The 18,186-nt window shown below is 31.3% G+C and carries 17 protein-coding genes; 8 read left to right on the top strand and 9 right to left on the bottom strand.

Annotation, left to right across the window (positions count from 1 at the left end; translation table 11 throughout):
• Positions 1-19: 19 nt before the first annotated feature.
• Complete coding sequence (locus ACKTST_RS06120; RefSeq protein WP_408046866.1) at positions 20-559, top strand: NUDIX hydrolase; 540 nt, start codon at positions 20-22, stop codon at positions 557-559.
• Here the strand turns inward: ACKTST_RS06120 and ACKTST_RS06115 are convergent, their stop codons facing one another.
• Both ACKTST_RS06115 and ACKTST_RS06110 read right to left on the bottom strand, forming a co-directional pair.
• On the bottom strand, positions 560-3,064 hold the full coding sequence (locus tag ACKTST_RS06115; RefSeq protein ID WP_408046865.1) for a PIG-L family deacetylase: 2,505 nt from the start codon (positions 3,062-3,064) through the stop codon (positions 560-562).
• A 106-nt stretch (positions 3,065-3,170) separates the two neighbouring features.
• A complete protein-coding gene (locus tag ACKTST_RS06110) occupies positions 3,171-4,598 on the bottom strand; it encodes an ATP-dependent DNA helicase (RefSeq protein ID WP_408046864.1) in 1,428 nt (475 codons plus the stop codon).
• 102 nt (positions 4,599-4,700) lie between these two features.
• On the opposite strand from ACKTST_RS06110, the gene ACKTST_RS06105 reads away from it, so the two are divergent.
• The 3 genes from ACKTST_RS06105 to ACKTST_RS06095 are packed head-to-tail and all read left to right on the top strand — an operon-like array spanning position 4,701 to position 6,797.
• A complete protein-coding gene (locus ACKTST_RS06105) occupies positions 4,701-5,435 on the top strand; it encodes a hypothetical protein (RefSeq protein WP_408046863.1) in 735 nt (244 codons plus the stop codon).
• Positions 5,419-6,240, top strand: a complete 822-nt coding sequence (locus tag ACKTST_RS06100) for a DUF3822 family protein (RefSeq protein WP_408046862.1) — start codon at positions 5,419-5,421, stop codon at positions 6,238-6,240. Before ACKTST_RS06105 ends, ACKTST_RS06100 begins: the two co-directional genes overlap by 17 nt.
• Positions 6,240-6,797, top strand: coding sequence for an RsmD family RNA methyltransferase (locus ACKTST_RS06095; RefSeq protein WP_408046861.1), 558 nt, complete (start codon positions 6,240-6,242; stop codon positions 6,795-6,797). The genes ACKTST_RS06100 and ACKTST_RS06095 overlap by 1 nt, the downstream gene beginning before the upstream one ends.
• A 32-nt stretch (positions 6,798-6,829) precedes the next feature.
• Here the strand turns inward: ACKTST_RS06095 and ACKTST_RS06090 are convergent, their stop codons facing one another.
• Complete coding sequence (locus ACKTST_RS06090) at positions 6,830-8,452, bottom strand: ABC-F family ATP-binding cassette domain-containing protein (RefSeq protein ID WP_408046860.1); 1,623 nt, start codon at positions 8,450-8,452, stop codon at positions 6,830-6,832.
• Between the two features lie 176 nt (positions 8,453-8,628).
• On the opposite strand from ACKTST_RS06090, the gene ACKTST_RS06085 reads away from it, so the two are divergent.
• Positions 8,629-9,990 (top strand): hypothetical protein, encoded by a 1,362-nt coding sequence (locus ACKTST_RS06085; protein ID WP_408046859.1) that lies wholly within the window; start codon positions 8,629-8,631, stop codon positions 9,988-9,990.
• A gap of 120 nt (positions 9,991-10,110) precedes the next feature.
• Positions 10,111-11,916, top strand: coding sequence for a DEAD/DEAH box helicase (locus tag ACKTST_RS06080; protein ID WP_408046858.1), 1,806 nt, complete (start codon positions 10,111-10,113; stop codon positions 11,914-11,916).
• A gap of 49 nt (positions 11,917-11,965) precedes the next feature.
• On the opposite strand, the gene ACKTST_RS06075 is transcribed toward ACKTST_RS06080, so the two are convergent.
• Positions 11,966-12,322 carry a winged helix-turn-helix transcriptional regulator gene (locus ACKTST_RS06075; protein ID WP_408046857.1) on the bottom strand — a complete coding sequence of 119 codons (357 nt, stop codon included), beginning with the start codon at positions 12,320-12,322 and terminating at the stop codon, positions 11,966-11,968.
• Between the two features lie 102 nt (positions 12,323-12,424).
• On the opposite strand from ACKTST_RS06075, the gene ACKTST_RS06070 reads away from it, so the two are divergent.
• Together ACKTST_RS06070 and ACKTST_RS06065 are read left to right on the top strand one after the other, a co-directional pair.
• The gene (locus tag ACKTST_RS06070; RefSeq protein WP_408046856.1) at positions 12,425-12,802 is read left to right on the top strand and encodes a hypothetical protein; all 378 of its coding nucleotides are present in this window, start codon (positions 12,425-12,427) and stop codon (positions 12,800-12,802) included.
• Between the two features lie 12 nt (positions 12,803-12,814).
• Positions 12,815-13,126: a monooxygenase gene (locus tag ACKTST_RS06065; RefSeq protein WP_408046855.1), complete on the top strand. Its 312-nt coding sequence runs from the start codon at positions 12,815-12,817 to the stop codon at positions 13,124-13,126.
• A 181-nt stretch (positions 13,127-13,307) separates the two neighbouring features.
• On the opposite strand, the gene ACKTST_RS06060 is transcribed toward ACKTST_RS06065, so the two are convergent.
• From ACKTST_RS06060 to ACKTST_RS06040, 5 genes are all read right to left on the bottom strand, one after another.
• The gene (locus ACKTST_RS06060; RefSeq protein WP_408046854.1) at positions 13,308-14,138 is read right to left on the bottom strand and encodes a prohibitin family protein; all 831 of its coding nucleotides are present in this window, start codon (positions 14,136-14,138) and stop codon (positions 13,308-13,310) included.
• A gap of 29 nt (positions 14,139-14,167) precedes the next feature.
• Positions 14,168-15,067 carry a cation diffusion facilitator family transporter gene (locus ACKTST_RS06055; RefSeq protein ID WP_408046853.1) on the bottom strand — a complete coding sequence of 300 codons (900 nt, stop codon included), beginning with the start codon at positions 15,065-15,067 and terminating at the stop codon, positions 14,168-14,170.
• A gap of 66 nt (positions 15,068-15,133) precedes the next feature.
• On the bottom strand, positions 15,134-17,287 hold the full coding sequence (locus ACKTST_RS06050) for a TonB-dependent receptor (protein ID WP_408046852.1): 2,154 nt from the start codon (positions 17,285-17,287) through the stop codon (positions 15,134-15,136).
• Between the two features lie 100 nt (positions 17,288-17,387).
• Positions 17,388-17,675, bottom strand: coding sequence for a hypothetical protein (locus ACKTST_RS06045; RefSeq protein ID WP_408046851.1), 288 nt, complete (start codon positions 17,673-17,675; stop codon positions 17,388-17,390).
• A gap of 93 nt (positions 17,676-17,768) precedes the next feature.
• Positions 17,769-18,161, bottom strand: a complete 393-nt coding sequence (locus ACKTST_RS06040) for an acyl-CoA thioesterase (protein ID WP_408046850.1) — start codon at positions 18,159-18,161, stop codon at positions 17,769-17,771.
• Positions 18,162-18,186 lie beyond the last annotated feature (25 nt).

Below are 18,186 nucleotides of genomic sequence, written 5' to 3'. Positions count from 1 at the left end.
TTTTTATTACTTTTATGTCATGGATGAATTAATTGATATTGTTGACGAATTTGGTAAGTACACTGGTAAAACTTGTTTAAAATCCGAAGCGCATAAACACGGTTATTTTCATCCCACTATTCACGTTTGGTTATATACCAAAGAACAACAAATCTTATTACAAAAACGCGCTTCAACAAAAAAGGTTTTTCCTGGACTTTGGGATATATCCGTTGCAGGCCATATAGCTGCTGGTGAGAATGTGAAAATCGCTGCACTACGTGAAGTAAAAGAAGAAATTGGTTTTTCGCTCCATCCTGAAAATCTATATAAAATAGGAACTCGTAAACATATGATTACGCATCCAAACGGAGTTATTGATAATGAATTCCACCATGTTTTTATTGCTGAATTAACTTCTCCTATTTGTGATTTAACACTTCAAAAAGAAGAAGTAGACGAGTTAAAATTATTTCCTTTAGAAACTTTAAAAAGAACAAAAAACCTCGAAAACATATTGCTTCCAAGGTTTCATGATTATTATTGTTTTGTGTATGATGAAATAATAAAATCTTTTTAATTATTTCTCATCAATCTTATTTTCTTTAATCGATAATAGATTAGCAAACAATTTATACGCTCCTGAAACACCAGCTGGTAATTCTCTAAAAAAGCTTAAACCGGTATATATATAATTACCTTTACCATACTTAGCTATTAATAAACTTCCTGTTTTAGCAGACTCTCCTTTATCATTCATTGATAGTATTGGTGTATATTCTTTACTCCATTTATTAGGAAAATACAGTCCGCGCTCTTGTACCCATCCATCAAAATCTGTATCAGTAATTGTATTTGGATAATTTAAAACCGAATGTTCTTTAGCTATCATGGTTACTTTTGAATGTTCATCTGTTACTCTATCACGAGACAGTTGTAACTCATAAGGCGCTTGTACATCTACTCCTCTATTGGTGTTGTATTGCACAATTAAATTACCTCCGTTTTTTACATAATCTAACAAATACTTTTGCTTAAACTGCAACTCTTTTTTTGTGTTATATGCTCTAATCCCCACAACAACGGCATCAAACTGACTCAAATTTCCGTTTATGTCATTTACATTTAACTCAGTTACTTCATAACCTATTTGGCGTAAGTTTTCGGGAATTGCATCACCAGAACCTTGTATGTATCCTATTTTACTTCCATCTTTTTGAATGTTTAAACGTACTACTTTTGCTTGCGATGGTAATAAAACCGATTGCTTAGGTATGTGATTGTAATTAATCCCAATCAGTTCTTTATCATACTCTTTTCTTTCAACAGTAGCTATAGCTTTAAGTACACCTTCTGATTCTTTTTCGGTAGGAATTACTGTAAATTCAACTTGTTGAATATCTCCTTTTTGAGCTATCGAAAAATCAACTTCACTCGGAGTAACCTTCCAACCTTTTGGAGCTTGTAAACTCACTTTTCCAACAGTGTTTTTATCTCCAGATCTAACTTCAACAGTAACCTTTTGAGCAATTGCATCAGCAAAAATTAATACCTTATTGTTCAATTTTGTGGTTACTTTTGGTAGTACTTCAAACGGTTCATAAATTTCTCCTGCATCACGTTTTGCATACCTGTGTATTACAGGAATTGTAAATGCAATTGGCTGATTTTCGACAACTAAATTATATTGAACTTGAATAGGTCTGTTAGATTCAGGATTTCCTCTAAGTTTTTGATTTTTTACATTGTACATTCCTAAATCCCAAGGATTCGTTAACCAATATGGCGAAGAATAAGTAATGTTATTAGCAATACTTATTTTTTCTTTAAAGTTTTGTTTGCTATTCGGAGCTAAATCTAGTTGTTTTTTAATGTTTTTTCCTTTGGGAAGAATTGTGATTGATGCTAAATCCATAGAAATAGTACTCCTATTCAACACTTCAAAAGTAACATCAACCGTACTATTTGGTGTGGCGCTTGAACTTTCTGCTGAAGCTTCTAAATACAAACCAGCACAAGCTTTGATTATTTCTTTTAGCTCATTAGTTTTAATATTTCTCCAATGCGAATCTTCCAATCGACGAACCATTTTATAGGCTTTTAATAATTCTGGAAGATGCTTAGACGGATTCACAAAATCGAAATTTTCTTCAACTTTGTATAAAATATCACCAATCTCTCCACCACCTTTTATTCGGTTCCAAGTAGTATTAATTCCAGAAAATATATCTTTTTTATCCTTTGGAAATTCACCTTTTAAAAATTCGACATATTCGGTTTGACTTCCTCTTGTAGTTAACCTACCAAATCCTTGACATAAATGTTGGCTGCTTGCTATAGATGCCAATTCATTATTCGACAATCCTTTTAAAGGATAATACGTTCCAATATCAAAATTTAGCATCTTACTTTTATCTGCTTTTTCAAACATTTCTTCACTTCCGTAAAACCACCATGAAGTATTAAAAAACAAACGATTCGGATTCCAAATATTGGTATGTTCTAATTGTTCAGGATATTTCGATTTATCTCCTGCCAAGTCGAAAGCCTCAACACTTAACATTGCTGATGATGTATGATGACCGTGTGTAGTACCTGGTGTTCTGTGGTTAAAACGATTGATGATTACATCTGGTTTAAACGTACGAATTGCCCAAACTACATCGGCTAATACTTTTTCTTTATCCCAAATTTGTAGTGTTTCATCTGGATGCTTTGAATAACCAAAATCATTAGCTCTGGTAAAACGTTGCTCACCTCCATCTACTCTTCTCGCAGCTAACAACTCTTGTGTACGAATAACACCTAACAACTCACGCATTTCTGGTCCAATCAAATTCTGCCCACCATCACCACGAGTTAATGATAGATATGCTGTTCTTGCTTTTTCTTTATTTGCTAAATAGGCAATTAAACGCGTGTTTTCATCATCAGGATGCGCCGCTACGTATAAAACCGAACCTAAAAAGTTTAGTTTTTGAATTTTCTCGTAAATCTGATTTGAAGTTAACTTTTGTGGTTTTTGTGCATTTATTGATGTAGAAATCAATAAAAAAGAAAACAGAAAAAGTACTTTTTTGTGCATATTACATAGTTTGATTGATACACAAATGTAACTTTTTTAGCGTGAGTTTAAATCGTATTAACAAAACCCTAACATATTGAAAAGTAAAATACTGTTGATTTTACCCTTACTCTAAAAAATACTCATCTTTAAAACCAATTAAATACAATTTTTCTTGCGCACGGGTAACTGCTGTATATAGCCATCGTAGATATTCTACTGATGCACCATCTGGTAAATAAGGTTGCTCAATAAAAACAGTTTTCCATTGACCTCCTTGTGATTTATGACAAGTCATCGCATACGAAAACTTTACTTGAAGTGCATTAAAATACTTATTCTTTTTTACGCCCATAAACTGCTTGTATTTCGATTTTTCATGCGCAAAATCTTCTTTTACGGCTTCGTATAAACGATTGGATTCTTCGTAAGTTAATGACGGACTTTCACTGCTTAATGTATCTAATAACAATACCGTTTCAAAAGGTTTCATATCAGGATAATCAATCATTCTAACTTCTACTTCAGCAAATTTAAACCCGTATAACTCTTTAATTTGATTGATACGCATTACCTCGCAAATATCTCCATTAGCAATAAAACCAGCAGAAGACGAATCTTTTAGCCAATAGTAATTGTTTTTCACTACCATTACATAATCACCTGTAGAAATCTCGTTTTCTTGTCCGCGAATCTTCGTTCGTATTTGCTGATTGTATTGGTTGGCTCGTTTATTAGAACGTACAATAATCGCAGTATCTTCAACACCTATATCGCCATCGTAAGCAGTTGTAATGGCATCTTGAATATCATACCCATCTTGTAAACGGATAATATCAGGGTAATTTACATCAAACTGAAAATGAGTAGATTCATTTTGAATTAGCAAACGTAAATCTGTTGCGTTTGCTAAAATCCCTGAACCTTCTTCTTGTCGTACAACTTCATCCAACTCTATCTCAGTAACTTCTTTATTAAATTCAAGCGAAAGTCTATCCGCTTCAAGAGCAGGACTCATCGTTAATTTAACGGGTGGTAACTGCGCTGTATCACCTATAAAAATAATTTTACAATTCTTTCCAGAATATACATACGAGATTAAATCATCTAACAAAGAACCATTTTCAAACAATTTAGCATGTTGCTTTTCGTCAGAAATCATCGAAGCTTCATCTACAATAAAAAGTGTATCGGTATGTTTATTCGGTTGCATAACAAAACTCACTCCACCATTACCTTGCTTTTTAGGAAAATAAATTTTTTTATGAATCGTAAATGCTTGTCTGTTCGAGTACCCAGAGATTACCTTAGCTGCACGACCTGTAGGAGCTAGCAAAACTGCTTTTTGCCCAATCTTCCATAAATTATGTACTACCGTACTAATTATTGTTGTTTTACCTGTACCCGCGTATCCTTTTAACATAAACAACGCACGATTATCATCTGAAAAAATAAAATTCGTTAAAACATCTAATAATTCACTTTGCTTTTGTGTAGGTTCATACGGAAACTTTTGAAGTATTTCTTTGTAGAATTTTGGGGCAGTTTGTATCATATTTTAAATAATATTCAAAGATAAAGCTATTTCTAAATAATTATTTTCTTCATTGAAAAAAAGTTGTAGATTTGCGAATATCATATATTAAAAATTAAAAAAATGAATTTATTATTAATGATTTTAGCAGCTGTTGTAGTTGCATTTATTTTAGCTGTACTTGTTGTTAAATTTGTACCTCTAAAAATGAGATGGTTAGTTTCATTATTATTATTAGGTGCAACTGTATTTTTAGCGTATAAAATTTATGGTGGAATTATGGAGCCAATTAATTTTAACAAAGATAAAAAAGTACGTTATGCTAAAGTTATTAAGAATTTAAAATTAATTCGTGATGCTGAAGTAAAATATAAAGAAGTACACGGAACATATACAAATAGTAAAGACTCATTACTTAGCTTTATTGAAAACGGACAATTAGCGTTAACTGAAACTAAAAACATTGAAGTTGAAGAAGACAGAGGTGGTGGAATTAAAGTAAAAGTATCTAAAAAACAAGTAGACACTATTGGTTACGAACCTGTTTCTAAGTATTTTGTAGGTAAAGATTACAAAAACATGTTTAGTGTACCAGGTACTGATGAACAATTTGAATTAGCTACTGGACAAGTTGAAAAAGTTGCAGGATTAGAAGTACCTGTTTTTGAAGCAAAAGTTGCTAAAAAGCCAATCTTAAAAGGAATGAATCCTTCATTAATTAAACAAGAGTTAGAAGCTATCGAATCTGACCAAGTAAAAGGAGAATTTGTATCTGTAGGTTCATTAACTGAAGTAACTACTGGTGGTAACTGGCCTCCATTTTACGATAAAGGTGAAGTAGTTGTTAAAGAAGACTAAAAAAACAAGCGCTATTGCGCAATATAAAAGTCTATCCATCCAATTTAGTTTGGATGGATTTTCTTTTTGTATCTCTAACTCAGAGACTAAAGAGCCCATACTCTTTAGTAAATACAACTTCTCTAATTCAATAAAAACACCTGAGTTATTGTTAGAAGAAATCATAAAAATCTTTAATTCTGATAAAGATTTACAACAAGATTTTTCTTCAGTATTTGCCATACATCAAAACAATTTGGCTACTTTAGTTCCTAATCAACTTTTTGATAGAAATAACTTAGCTCCTTACCTAAACTACACAGTTAAAACATTAAAAACAGATTTTATTACATACGATGTATTGGATACTACAAGTGCAAGTAATGTGTACATCCCTTATGTAAACATCAACAACTATCTGTTTCAAAATTTTGGAGAATTTGAATACAAACACCACTCAACAGTATTAATAGATAAGTTACTGAGCTATTCGAAAGAAAATTCAGAGCAACAATTTTTTGTTTATGTTTCACAAAATGAGCTTGATATTGTTATTTGTAAGGAAGGTAAGCTTATTTTTTACAATTCATTTTCTTATAGTACAAAAGAAGATTTTATATACTATATACTATTTACTGCTGAACAGCTTGAAATGGATCCTGATAGCTTTCAATTGACCTTTATTGGCGATATTGAAAAAGAATCAGACTTATACTTAATAACATATGCTTACGTTCGTAATATTCACTTTATGAACACTATTAACAATTTCTTTGCTGACAGTGAAGATTTTACAAACCACGCTAATTTTATACTAATAAGCTAATGCGAATTATTTCTGGAAAATATAAAAGTAAACGAATTTCTGCTCCGAAAAACTTACCTGTACGTCCTACGACTGATATGGCTAAGGAATCACTTTTTAACATCTTAAACAATTTCTACTATTTCGAGAATATTTCAGTTTTAGATTTGTTTGCAGGAACAGGAAATATAAGTTACGAATTTGCTTCAAGAGGAACAGAAACAATTTATGCTGTTGATGCTAATTTTGGATGTGTAAAGTTCATCAATCAAACTTCAAAAGAGTTAGATATGGATATTAACACCTACAAAAGCGATGTATATAAATTCTTAGAAAAAACTCCCCTAAAAACTGATGTAATTTTTGCTGACCCTCCTTATGATTTTGAAGAAGCTCAGTTTTTGAAAATTGCAGATGTAATTTTTGAGCGTGATTTGCTAAATGACGACGGTGTTTTAATTATAGAGCACTCTAAACATACCGATTTAACTTCTCACCCAAACCATAGTTACGATAAGCGTTATGGTGGAAATGTTTTTAGTTTTTTTGAAGTTAAAAGTAGTGACGAAGAAGAATAAAAAAAAGGGAACCAATTTGGTTCCCTTTTCTATTACGAGTACATCTGTTCTCTTAATTCTTTTACTTTAGGATCGTCTAAATAATCATCAAACGTTGAATATTTATCAATGATTCCTTTTGGCGTGATTTCTATAATTCTGTTAGCTACTGTTTGAGCAAACTCATGATCATGAGTTGTAAACAATACTGTTCCTTTAAAATTAATTAACGAGTTGTTAAGTGCTTGAATAGACTCAAGATCTAAGTGGTTTGTTGGTTCATCAAGCATTAATATATTTGCTCTAGTCATCATCATACGAGATAACATACAACGTACTTTTTCTCCTCCTGATAAAACATTACTCTTTTTCAAAGCCTCTTCACCAGAGAAAATCATTTTACCTAAGAAACCTCTTAAGAATACCTCTTCTCTCTCTTCTTCTGTTTGTGCGTATTGGCGTAACCAATCCACTAAGTTTAACTCCCCATTTTGAAAATATGCTGAGTTATCAGCAGGTAAGTATGATTGTGTTGTAGTTACTCCCCAACTATATTTACCAGAATCAGCTTCTTCGTTACCAGAAATTACTTGATAAAATGCTGAAGTAGCTTTCGAGTTTTTAGAAATAACTGCTACTTTATCTCCTCTATTCAAGTTAATATCTACATTAGAGAATAACAATTCTCCTTCTGAATCCTTTTTTGATAATCCTTCAATATTTAAAATTTGATCACCCGCTTCTCTATCTCTTTCAAAAATAATCGCAGGATAACGACGTGAAGATGGTTTAATCTCGTCTACATTTAACTTCTCAATCATTTTCTTACGAGAAGTAGCTTGTTTAGATTTCGCAACGTTTGCAGAGAAACGACGAATAAACTCTTCTAATTCTTTCTTCTTATCTTCGGCTTTTTTGTTTTGTTGAGCTCTTTGTTTTGCCGCTAATTGAGAAGACTCATACCAGAACGTATAGTTACCTGAAAAATGGTTGATTTTTCCAAAATCGATATCTGAAATATGTGTACAAACCGCATCTAAAAAGTGACGGTCGTGAGATACCACAATTACCGTATTATCATAGTTCGCTAAGAAATTTTCTAACCAAGAAATGGTTTCAAAATCCAAGTCGTTGGTAGGCTCATCCATGATTAGCACATCAGGATTACCAAATAAACATTGTGCTAATAAAACACGTACTTTTTTCTTTGGATCAATTTCTGATAATAACGTATAATGGTCTTCTTCTTTAATACCTAAATTCGATAATAAACTTGCAGCAGCAGCATCGGCGTTCCATCCATCCATTTCTTCAAAACGAACTTGTAACTCCCCTATTTTCTCTGCATTTTCATCGGTATAATCAGCGTATAATGCATCAATTTCAGTTTTTATCTTGTGTAACTCTTTATTACCCATTAAAACAGCTTCTAAAGCAGTATACTCATCAAAAGCGTAATGATCTTGGGTTAATACAGACATTCTTTTTCCTGGTTCTAAATGAACTTGACCAGAAGTTGGTTCTTGCCTACCTGATAAAATCTTTAAAAATGTAGATTTACCTGCTCCATTTGCTCCGATAATTCCGTAGCAATTTCCTTGAGTAAACTTAGTGTTTACTTCATCAAACAAAACACGTTTCCCAAACTGAACTGATAAATTAGAAACTGATAACATGTATATTTTTTTAAATTCCGTGCAAAAGTATAAAAACTAAAGAGTATAAAAGAATTTGCACGGAAATATTTAACATATTACTTTTGACACTTTTAATTCTTTTAACAACGAATTAACAGCCTAATTATTAAGAGTTCTCTATTTTTGATCATTGATATTTAGGGTAAATTTTAAACATGATTAAGTACATAATACCTCTCATATTAGTTATATTTATTGGATGTGAAAGTTCTGACACGTCTAAGCCTACCTATTTTGGAGGTAAAATAATAAACCCTAAGTCTAGATTTGTTCTTTTAACTGATAGCTACAATTTTAAAGATACGATTCATTTAGAAAGAGATAATACTTTTTTAGGAAGCTTTGAGAATTTAAGAGAAGGATTATATATTTTTGAACATGGTAATGAGCATCAGTATGTGTTTATACAACCATCTGACAGCATTCTTATACGTTTAAACACATGGGATTTTGATGAATCGTTAGTTTTTAGTGGTGATAATGCCGAAAGAAACAATCTATTAATTGAAACTTTTTTACAACATGAGGTAGATGAAAAAAACATAAATAAATTCTTTCATTTACCTTCGAAAGACTTTACTTATAAGATTGATTCTTTAATAAAGACTAAAACTAAAATTTTAGAAAACTATCATAGGAACACTGAAAATCCATCAGAAAAATATAATTCTCTTATTGATATTGCTTTAAACTATCCTCTTTATACAAGTTTAGAGGAATATGCTATAAAAAGTATCAATAAAAAAGAGCCTGAAGTATTTAACGAATCTTATTATAAATACAGAGAAAATGTTCAGGTAGACAAGGATTCTTTAATGTTTTTTGGCCCTTACTATCGTTTTGTTATCGAAAAGATATACAACGACTTATATCAAAAAAATCACCTAAACAAGTCTGAGAACTTTACGGTTGACCTACTTAATTCTATTGATAAAAACATACAATTAGAAGAGGTTAAAAACAAACTTTTATACAATACTGTTGTTGGTCACTTTTTAAAAGAACCAAATAGCGAAAAGAAAAACGAGGCGTTCTTTACTTTTTTTAAGTTAAACACAAATAATGACCATAAAAAAAATGTTCAACGATTAATTAATGACTTAAAGTTATTACCCCAGGGAGAAGAGTTACCTTCTTTAAAGTTAATAGCTGCTGATGGAGGTTTAGTTGATATTAAAGACATTTCTAAAGGAAAAAGTACGGTAGTTTTATTTAAAAATTACAAATATGCTTCTGATGATTGGGTATCTTCTCGCTTTAATTACTTGATAAAAAACAATCCTGAGGTTAATTTTGTTTTGGTCAATTTATGTGATACCTCTAGAAGGTACACTAAAAACATTGATGTAAAGTATCAATACACTTTGCCTGAAGAAAGTGCTACTTGCGAATATTCTTCTAGTAAATTCTCTCGTATGATTTTAGTTGATAAAAACGGAATTATCAAAAACGGATATACTAGTCTTTCTTCATCAAATATCAACCAAGAAATCAGCAACTTACAAAAAAGCAAATAGTTAGCTGCTATTCATTTTATTTAGTGTACTTTTGCACCGTCCAAAAAAATCGTATTAACGATTATTAATAATTAATAGAATTCGCGGAGGGGCATCTGTGGGTTCTCGAAAAAACACAGTATGTCTACATTTTTAGATTTAGGTTTACAAGAACCTATCAATAAGGCGTTGACCGATTTAGGTTACGAAAAGCCAACAATTATTCAAGAAAAAGCAATTCCTCAAATCATTTCTTCAACTGAAGATTTAAAAGCATTTGCTCAAACAGGAACAGGTAAAACAGCTGCTTTTAGTTTACCAATTATAGAACTTGCTGATCAAACTAGCACACATACCCAAGCTATTATTTTATCACCTACTCGTGAGTTAGCTGTTCAAATTGGTAATAATATCGAAGAGTTTTCTAAATACTTACCAAATTTAAAAGTAGCAACCGTTTACGGTGGTGCTAATATTGAGGAGCAGATTAGAAAATTAAAAAGAGGAGCACAAATCGTTGTGGGTACTCCTGGTAGAACTGTCGATTTAATTAAAAGAAGAGCTCTAAAGCTTGGTAATGTTCAGTGGTTAGTTTTAGATGAAGCTGATGAAATGCTAAACATGGGCTTTAAAGATGAATTAGATCAAGTTTTAGAAGCAACACCAGAAAGCAAACAAACATTGCTGTTCTCTGCAACTTTTCCTAGAGAAGTAGAAGACATTGCTAAGAACTACATGAAAAACCCTGTTGAAGTTACTTCAGGACAAAAAAATCAAGGTTCAGATAATGTTAGTCACGAATATTATTTAGTGACTGAAAAAACACGTTACCCTGCTTTAAAAAGAGTTGCTGATTTAAATCCTGATATCTACGGAATTGTTTTCTGTAGAACACGTAGAGAAACACAAGAGGTTGCAAACAATTTAATTAAAGACGGTTATAATGCTGATGCTTTGCATGGTGATTTATCGCAAGCACAACGTGACTCTGTAATGCAGAAATTCCGTGAAAAGAACATTCAAATTTTAGTAGCTACTGATGTTGCTGCTCGTGGTTTAGATGTTAACAACCTTACACACGTAATCAACCATAAATTACCAGATCAAATAGAAAACTACAACCACCGTAGTGGTAGAACAGGTAGAGCTGGTAATAAAGGTATTTCAATTGCATTAGTAACAAAAAAGGAACAAGGTAAATTACGCCCAATCGAGCGTATTATCAAAAAAGAGTTTATCCATACTCCTGTTCCTTCTGGTAAAGAAATTTGTCAAAATCAATTATTCCATTTAATTGATAAAGTACATAATACTGAGGTAAATACAGATCAGATTGAAAACTTTTTACCAAGTATTTACGAAAAATTAGAAGATTTAAGTAGAGAGGAATTAATTCAGAAGTTTGTTTCGTTAGAATTTAACACTTTCTTATCATACTATGAAAACGCTCCTGATTTAAACAACTTATCTTCAAGAGAAAACTCAAGAGGTCGTTCTTCTAGTGAAAATATGACACGTTTCTTCATTAATTTAGGAAGAAAAGACCGTTTAAATCCTGCTAAATTAATAGGTTTAATCAACGATCAAAATATTGGTGATAAGATTGAAATTGGTGCAATTGATATTCTAGACACTTTCTCTTTCTTTGAAATTGATAAAAACTTTGAAAAAGAAACGCTAGATGCTTTTGCTGTGAATACTCCTGATTTTAATGGGCGTTCAGTAAATGTTGAAATAACAAAAACTGACCGTGGTAATGGTGGTGGAAGAAAGCCTCGTAGAAGCGGCGGAGGTAATTTTAGTGGAAGAGGACGTAGGAGCGATAGAAGTGAAAAGCCTACGGATGCTAAAAAAGGATTTGGTAGAAGACGCAGTAGTGAGCCTTCTTCTAGAAAAGGAGATAACAAACCAGCTACTGGATTTGGCAGAAAACGTAGAAGAGGATAATTTCTCTATTATATTTATAAAGTAAAAAAGCAGCTCAATGAGCTGCTTTTTATTTATCTGCACTTATAATTTCTTTTCGGTGATTCAAACCCCAATCAATAACTTCACCAATAAACCCATCTAATGATTTACCGTGTTCAGTTAAAGCATATTCTACCGTAATTGGTTTTGTATCCATAACAGTTCTGGTTATTAGCATATTAATTTCTAATTCTTGTAAATCATTAGATAGCTTTTTAGGAGCAATACCTTCTAATGCTCTTTTTAATTCCATAAACCTCATACTTCCTCCTCTTAGTAAAGTACCTATGATTTGTATTTTCCACTTACCCGAAAGTAACTCCATAGTATCTCTAATTGCCCTCAGCTGAGCAATACACTCTTTTGACAAACCTTGTTGTTCCATCTTTAAATATTAATAGTTTCTTTTAAGAAACTAATTTCTTTTTTGTATTTAGTAACAAAAATAAACTATTCTGTTTAATTTTGTAGCATAAAATTTTAAAAGATGAAAACAAAAACTTTTTTAACCATTCACGGAATAATATATGCTGCATTTGGTTTAGGCTTATTTTTTATTCCAAATTTATTATGGCCAAATTATGGACTTGAGTTAAATGATAAATATGCCGTGTTTCTTTCACAACACACTACTATATTTTTAGGAGGTATAGCAGCAATAAGCCTTTTATTTAAAGACGTAGAAGAAAAAAGTAAATATGCTAAGAAAATTTTGCAAGGTCTTTTAATAACAAACATTTTAGGTGTTATTATCACTTTATACGCTATCTATGAAGGCATATTTTATGGCTTTGGTTGGTCAGATCCAGCATTTTTTACTTTACTATCAATTCTAAGTTATATACAACTAAAACGAAATAATTAAACAAATAATAAAATGAGTACATTAAAAATTTGGGATTTGCATTTAAAATATGACGGTCCTGTAACAAAAGAATTTCTTGAAGGTAATATTAAACTTGCAGAAAGTATTGCACAAGAAGAGGGGGTAATCTGGAAAATATGGACTCATGAAGAGGGTACAAATCATTACGGATCAACCTATTTATTTAAAAACATCGATTTTCTTAACAAATACAAAGAAATGCATGTTAAAAGATTAAATAGCATAGGAATCACAGATATTAAAGACCATGTTTTTGACATACTAGAAGATGTAAGCAAAATTAATAATGCTCCACTACAATAAAAAAAGCAGCTTTTAAAAAAGCTGCTTTTCACCCCTTATAAATAATTTAATTCCCCATAAATTAAATACTCAAATTTCTCTGAGTATTCCAAAGATGCTACAAGAATCATCTTCTATTTAAAAAAATACCTTAAACGTAGTTCTTTTATGCTTAAACGTATTTATTTAGGCTTAAAATAAACTATTGATTACCTAAAATAATAGGCATTCCGTTTTTACCTGAACCAACAATTACTACTTTACTATTAGGAGATTCTGATAACTTTAACGTTGCTTCAATACCTTTTTCTTGTAAAATCTTGTCAGTTAACGAAGCACTTAAAATTTTGTTTGCTGCAGCTTTTCCTTCAGCATCAATACGTTGACGCTCAGCTTCCTTTTTAGCTTTAGCTATTCTAAACTCATACTCAAGAGCTTCTTGTTCTTGCTTTAGTTTACGTTCGATAGCATCTTTAATTGTTGGAGGTAATTCTACATCACGAACTAAAACTTCGTTTAATTGAATATACTGTTTGTCTAAAATCTTTTTAGTTTCCTCAAAAATTTCTTCTTGAATTACATCTCTCTTACTAGAATACAATTGCTCTGGGGTATACCGACCTACAACGCTACGTGCAGCAGAACGAATTGCTGGTTTTATAACTCTGTCTAAATACTTCTCTCCCTTTTCTCTATGTAACAGTCCTAATTTATCTACTTGTGGTTGATACCAAGCTGAAGCATCTAAACGAATTTCTAATCCGTTTGAAGATAATACCTGCATTTGTTCAAATAATTCTTGCTGACGAACTTCATACACATGCACTTTATTCCATGGCATTACAAAATGAAACCCCTCTCCCATTGCTGGCTCATCTACAGCTACACCACCACTAAAAGTTTTGTATAAAACTCCTGCTTGACCAGATTTTATAGTTTCGGTTGATTTTGCTATAAATACAATTAAAATAATTGCTATTGGAATCATCATTCCAAATTTTGGAAATTTTAAATCTATTTGATTTCTCGACATTTTTATTAGTTTTTTGTAAAAATAGGTAATTAATCACAATCAAAATACTCACAATTCTCTTCAGATAGTTCAAACTCTAAAGTAACGTGTTCTAACTGAAACTCATCATGCAATATTTTTCTAACTTTCTTTTTGAATTCTGCATTATCAGCAATGCTAATTGCTTTATTTTTCAATACAATATGAAGTGTTAAGATATTATATTCTCCATCCATCGTCCATAAATGGCAATCGTGTACGTTTTCTATTTCTTCAAAAGTTAATAATCGCTGTTGAATATCTTCAAGATTTATCTCTTTTGGAGTTCCTTGTAGTAAAATTCGCAAACTCTCACTAACGTTTTGATATACATTAAACAAGACAAAACCTGCTATAAGCATTGATAGAATTGGGTCTAAAATAGGAATATCCCAAAATTGCATTACAATACTTGCTATTAAAACTGCTATCCATCCTAAGACGTCTTCAAGCAAATGAAGCATAACTACACGTTCGTTAATAGTTTTTCCTTTTTTCAAGTTTACAACTGCTGCTCCGTTTACAATTACACCTAAAATGGCTATCCACATCATTCCTTTTGCGTCGGCTTGTTCTGGATTGATAATTCTAGGAATTGCTTCTTTAATGATAAAAATTGAACCGATAATTAAAACAACAGAATTTACAATAGCTCCTAGCAAAGAAAAACGACGATATCCGTACGAAAACTTTTCATTGGACCCTTTTCCAGATAATTTTTGAAAATACCACGACAATCCTAAGGTTAAACTATCTCCTAAATCGTGTAAAGCATCAGATAAAATAGCCAAACTATTCGTGAAAATCCCTCCGATTAATTCTATAATTGTAAACGCTAAATTGAGAAAAAAAGCTCTCTTTATATTCTTTGTAGTTGTATGATGCGAATGATGGTTATGACTGTGTCCCATTTTTTTAATTTAAGACTTTTAAAATACTAAAAAGATGCAAAAAAGAGGAGATAAACTCCTCTTCTTTTATAATTTAATTAAAATTCCTGTATTAAAAATAAAACCGTCGGTTGGTGCCCAAATATCAGTAAATGTAGGGTTATTATGTGGAGGTATTACCATTGATTGATAATTCTGTTGCTTGGTATCAGTAAAATTTTCAAAATTTGCATACAAACTTACTTTACCTAAAGTTCTCATAAGCATAAAGCCCATCGTCCAATAATCAGGTGTTTCAGTTAAGTTATTTCTTAACTGCGAACTTTTATAATAGGCTTCGTAACCAATTCGCCATTTATCATGTACTTCATACATTAACACACCTCCAAAACTGTGTTTTGGTGTTAATGCTTTTTGATTTCCGTTTAATTTTACATTGTTATATGCATAATTAGTAAACAGCACAAAATCTTTATATTTCAGCTTTACATTGGTTTCTGCTCCGTAACTATGCAAAGAATTAGAAGCATTTATAAACTCATAATCAGTTCCATTGTTTTGTAGTATTAATGAATTCTCTAACTGTGTATAAAACACTAATTGGTTGAATGAAAAAGACACATTATCATTAAAAACTTTGGTTTTATAATTTACATCTGCATTAAAACCAATTGAAGTTTCAGCTTTTAATTCTTTAATAGCAATAGGCAACACATTTTGATAGGAACGTAACTCAGCATCTTCAGTAAATATTGTTGGAATTTTATATCCTAAACCTCCTCCTATTCTACTTGAAACCTTATCGTTGTATTTTATAAATAATGAAACTCTTGGTAATACAAATGTTCCGTAATTGTTGTTATAATCTGTACGTAAACCACTTTCTAATGTTAAATTATTGGCTAGTTTCCAATTGTTTTGCGCAAAAACTCCTCCGGTAAATTGCTGGTAGCTTCTATCTGTAGTCGTTTTAGGATTTTCTATAAAATTTTCTGTAATAATGTTCCCTCCAAAAACCCAATCGGATGTGTTGCTGTATAAATTATAAGTTGCTTCAGTAAATGTTGCCCATTGTTTTCCGTCAAACTCATAATTGGGTAAAGTTAGGTTTCTTTTAAAGTAGCTCACGCTATTTTTAAAATGAAAACTTTTACTGTCTGAAATACTATTATCATAAGACAATTGAGAAGCATATCGTTCTGTTTTATTTTCTTCAAAGAAATTATGATCTGGAGTCATATTTCCTTCAATAACATCAGTATCTCCTCCTATACGATTCTCGATAGTTGTTCCAAAATTCAAACGCCATTCTTCTTTTTCATTGGGATAATAAAATAATGAAGGATTGATGCTAAAACTTCTAACTTTTGGAATATCAGTAAAATGATCGTCATTTACATCAGTAGCTTGCTGTCTGTTAGCTGAACCGTATAAAGTAACTCCGAATTTGTTAAACCGTTCACTATAAAAAGCATTTAAAGTACTTCCGTTTCTTGAAGTTTGATCGAACATTATGTTTATTTCTCGTTCTTCTTTCGGCTTTTTAGACACTAAATTTACCAAACCTGCAATTGCGCCTCCACCATACAAAGTAGAAGAACTTCCTTTAATAATTTCTACTTGTTGCAAATCTAGAGGCGGAATTTGCATGATGCTTAATCCGCTTGAAAATCCACCAAATAATGGAAATCCATCTTTTAATAACTGAGTGAAACGACCATCTAACCCTTGAATTCGAATACTTTGATTTGCAGAGTTAGCAGAAGTTTGTTGCATCTGTATTCCTGTACTTTCTCGTAACACCATAGCTATATTGGCAGAATTCATTATCGCTTTTTCACCTAATTCTTCCGCTGCCACTACTTCAATTCTTGTCGGGATTTCTGCAATGGTTCGTTTACTTCTGGTGGATTGAATAACCACTGCGTCTAAGGTTTCTTCATCCTCATGAAGTTCAATAATAATTTGTTTTTCGCTCGTTGGAAATGAAATCTCTTTTTGTACCGTTTCAAAACCTATAAATGATATTATAAATGTGTGTTTTCCGTTGGAAATATTGTTTAAAACTGCAACTCCATCTAAATTGGTTTCTGTTCCTATTGTTGAATTTTTTATATAGACTGATGCACCTACAATAGGTTCTTTTTCATCTGAAATTACTTTAAATTTTATTGAGTTTTGTGACTGTATTTGAATAGCAGATAGCATAAATGCTACTGCAAAAATTATATTTTTAAACATGTATTTTCTTTAAATTAATTATGCGTATAAAACCGACATCTTTTTTCTTAAAAAGATGCGTATAAAGCTTTCAAGTTAACGAAAGCAAACTATAATTAATTTAAAGTTTTGGTGGTTGGAAGATTCCTTTTAAAAAGGAAAAGTTATAAGGAGTTTCGTAAAAATTAATCTTTTCTATTATTTCAAAAAAAGGAATAAATTCAAAGTTATAATCAATAAGAATAAATTCTACAGACAAGTTAATTACATTACAATGATGATGGTGTTCTTTGCTTTTTTCTTCTTCTGTATCGTTTTGATGATGCTCATCATGATGCAAATCATCTATCTCATCAAAGTGTGTTTCAACTTCATTTTCAAAAACAATAGCATCAGTATGTGCTTGCATTGGAGGTGCAATTAGTAATAAGGTTAACAATATGATGCAAAAGTTTTTCAATTCTTACAATTATAGTCTGCAAAAATATACAATTTCTTTAGGCTATTCTTCTTCTAACCTATCTTTAACATATTCTATTTTTGTTTTGCCATGAGCTACAGGATTTCCTTCTTCGTCTAAACTTACCATGATAATCTTATCTATTGAAATAATTGTTTTCCTGGTAATTTTATTACGAACTTCACAACTTAGCGTTATAGAAGTTCTTCCAAATTTTACAACGTTAATTCCTATTTCAATTATATCACCTTGTTTTGCTGAACTTACAAAATCTATTTCAGACATAAACTTGGTAACTGTCTTCGGAATTTCTAACTGAATAATAGCATATAAGGCAACTTCTTCATCTATCCATTGTAATAATCGTCCGCCAAATAAAGTTCCATTAGGATTTAAATCTTCTGGTTTTACCCATTTTCTTGTGTGAAATCTCATCTTATTTTCTTTTACCACAAATTTC

This window comes from Tenacibaculum crassostreae, assembly GCF_964512405.1.
Classification (GTDB): Bacteria; Bacteroidota; Bacteroidia; order Flavobacteriales; family Flavobacteriaceae; genus Polaribacter; species Polaribacter crassostreae.
This window is presented reverse-complemented; position numbering and strand designations above follow the sequence as displayed.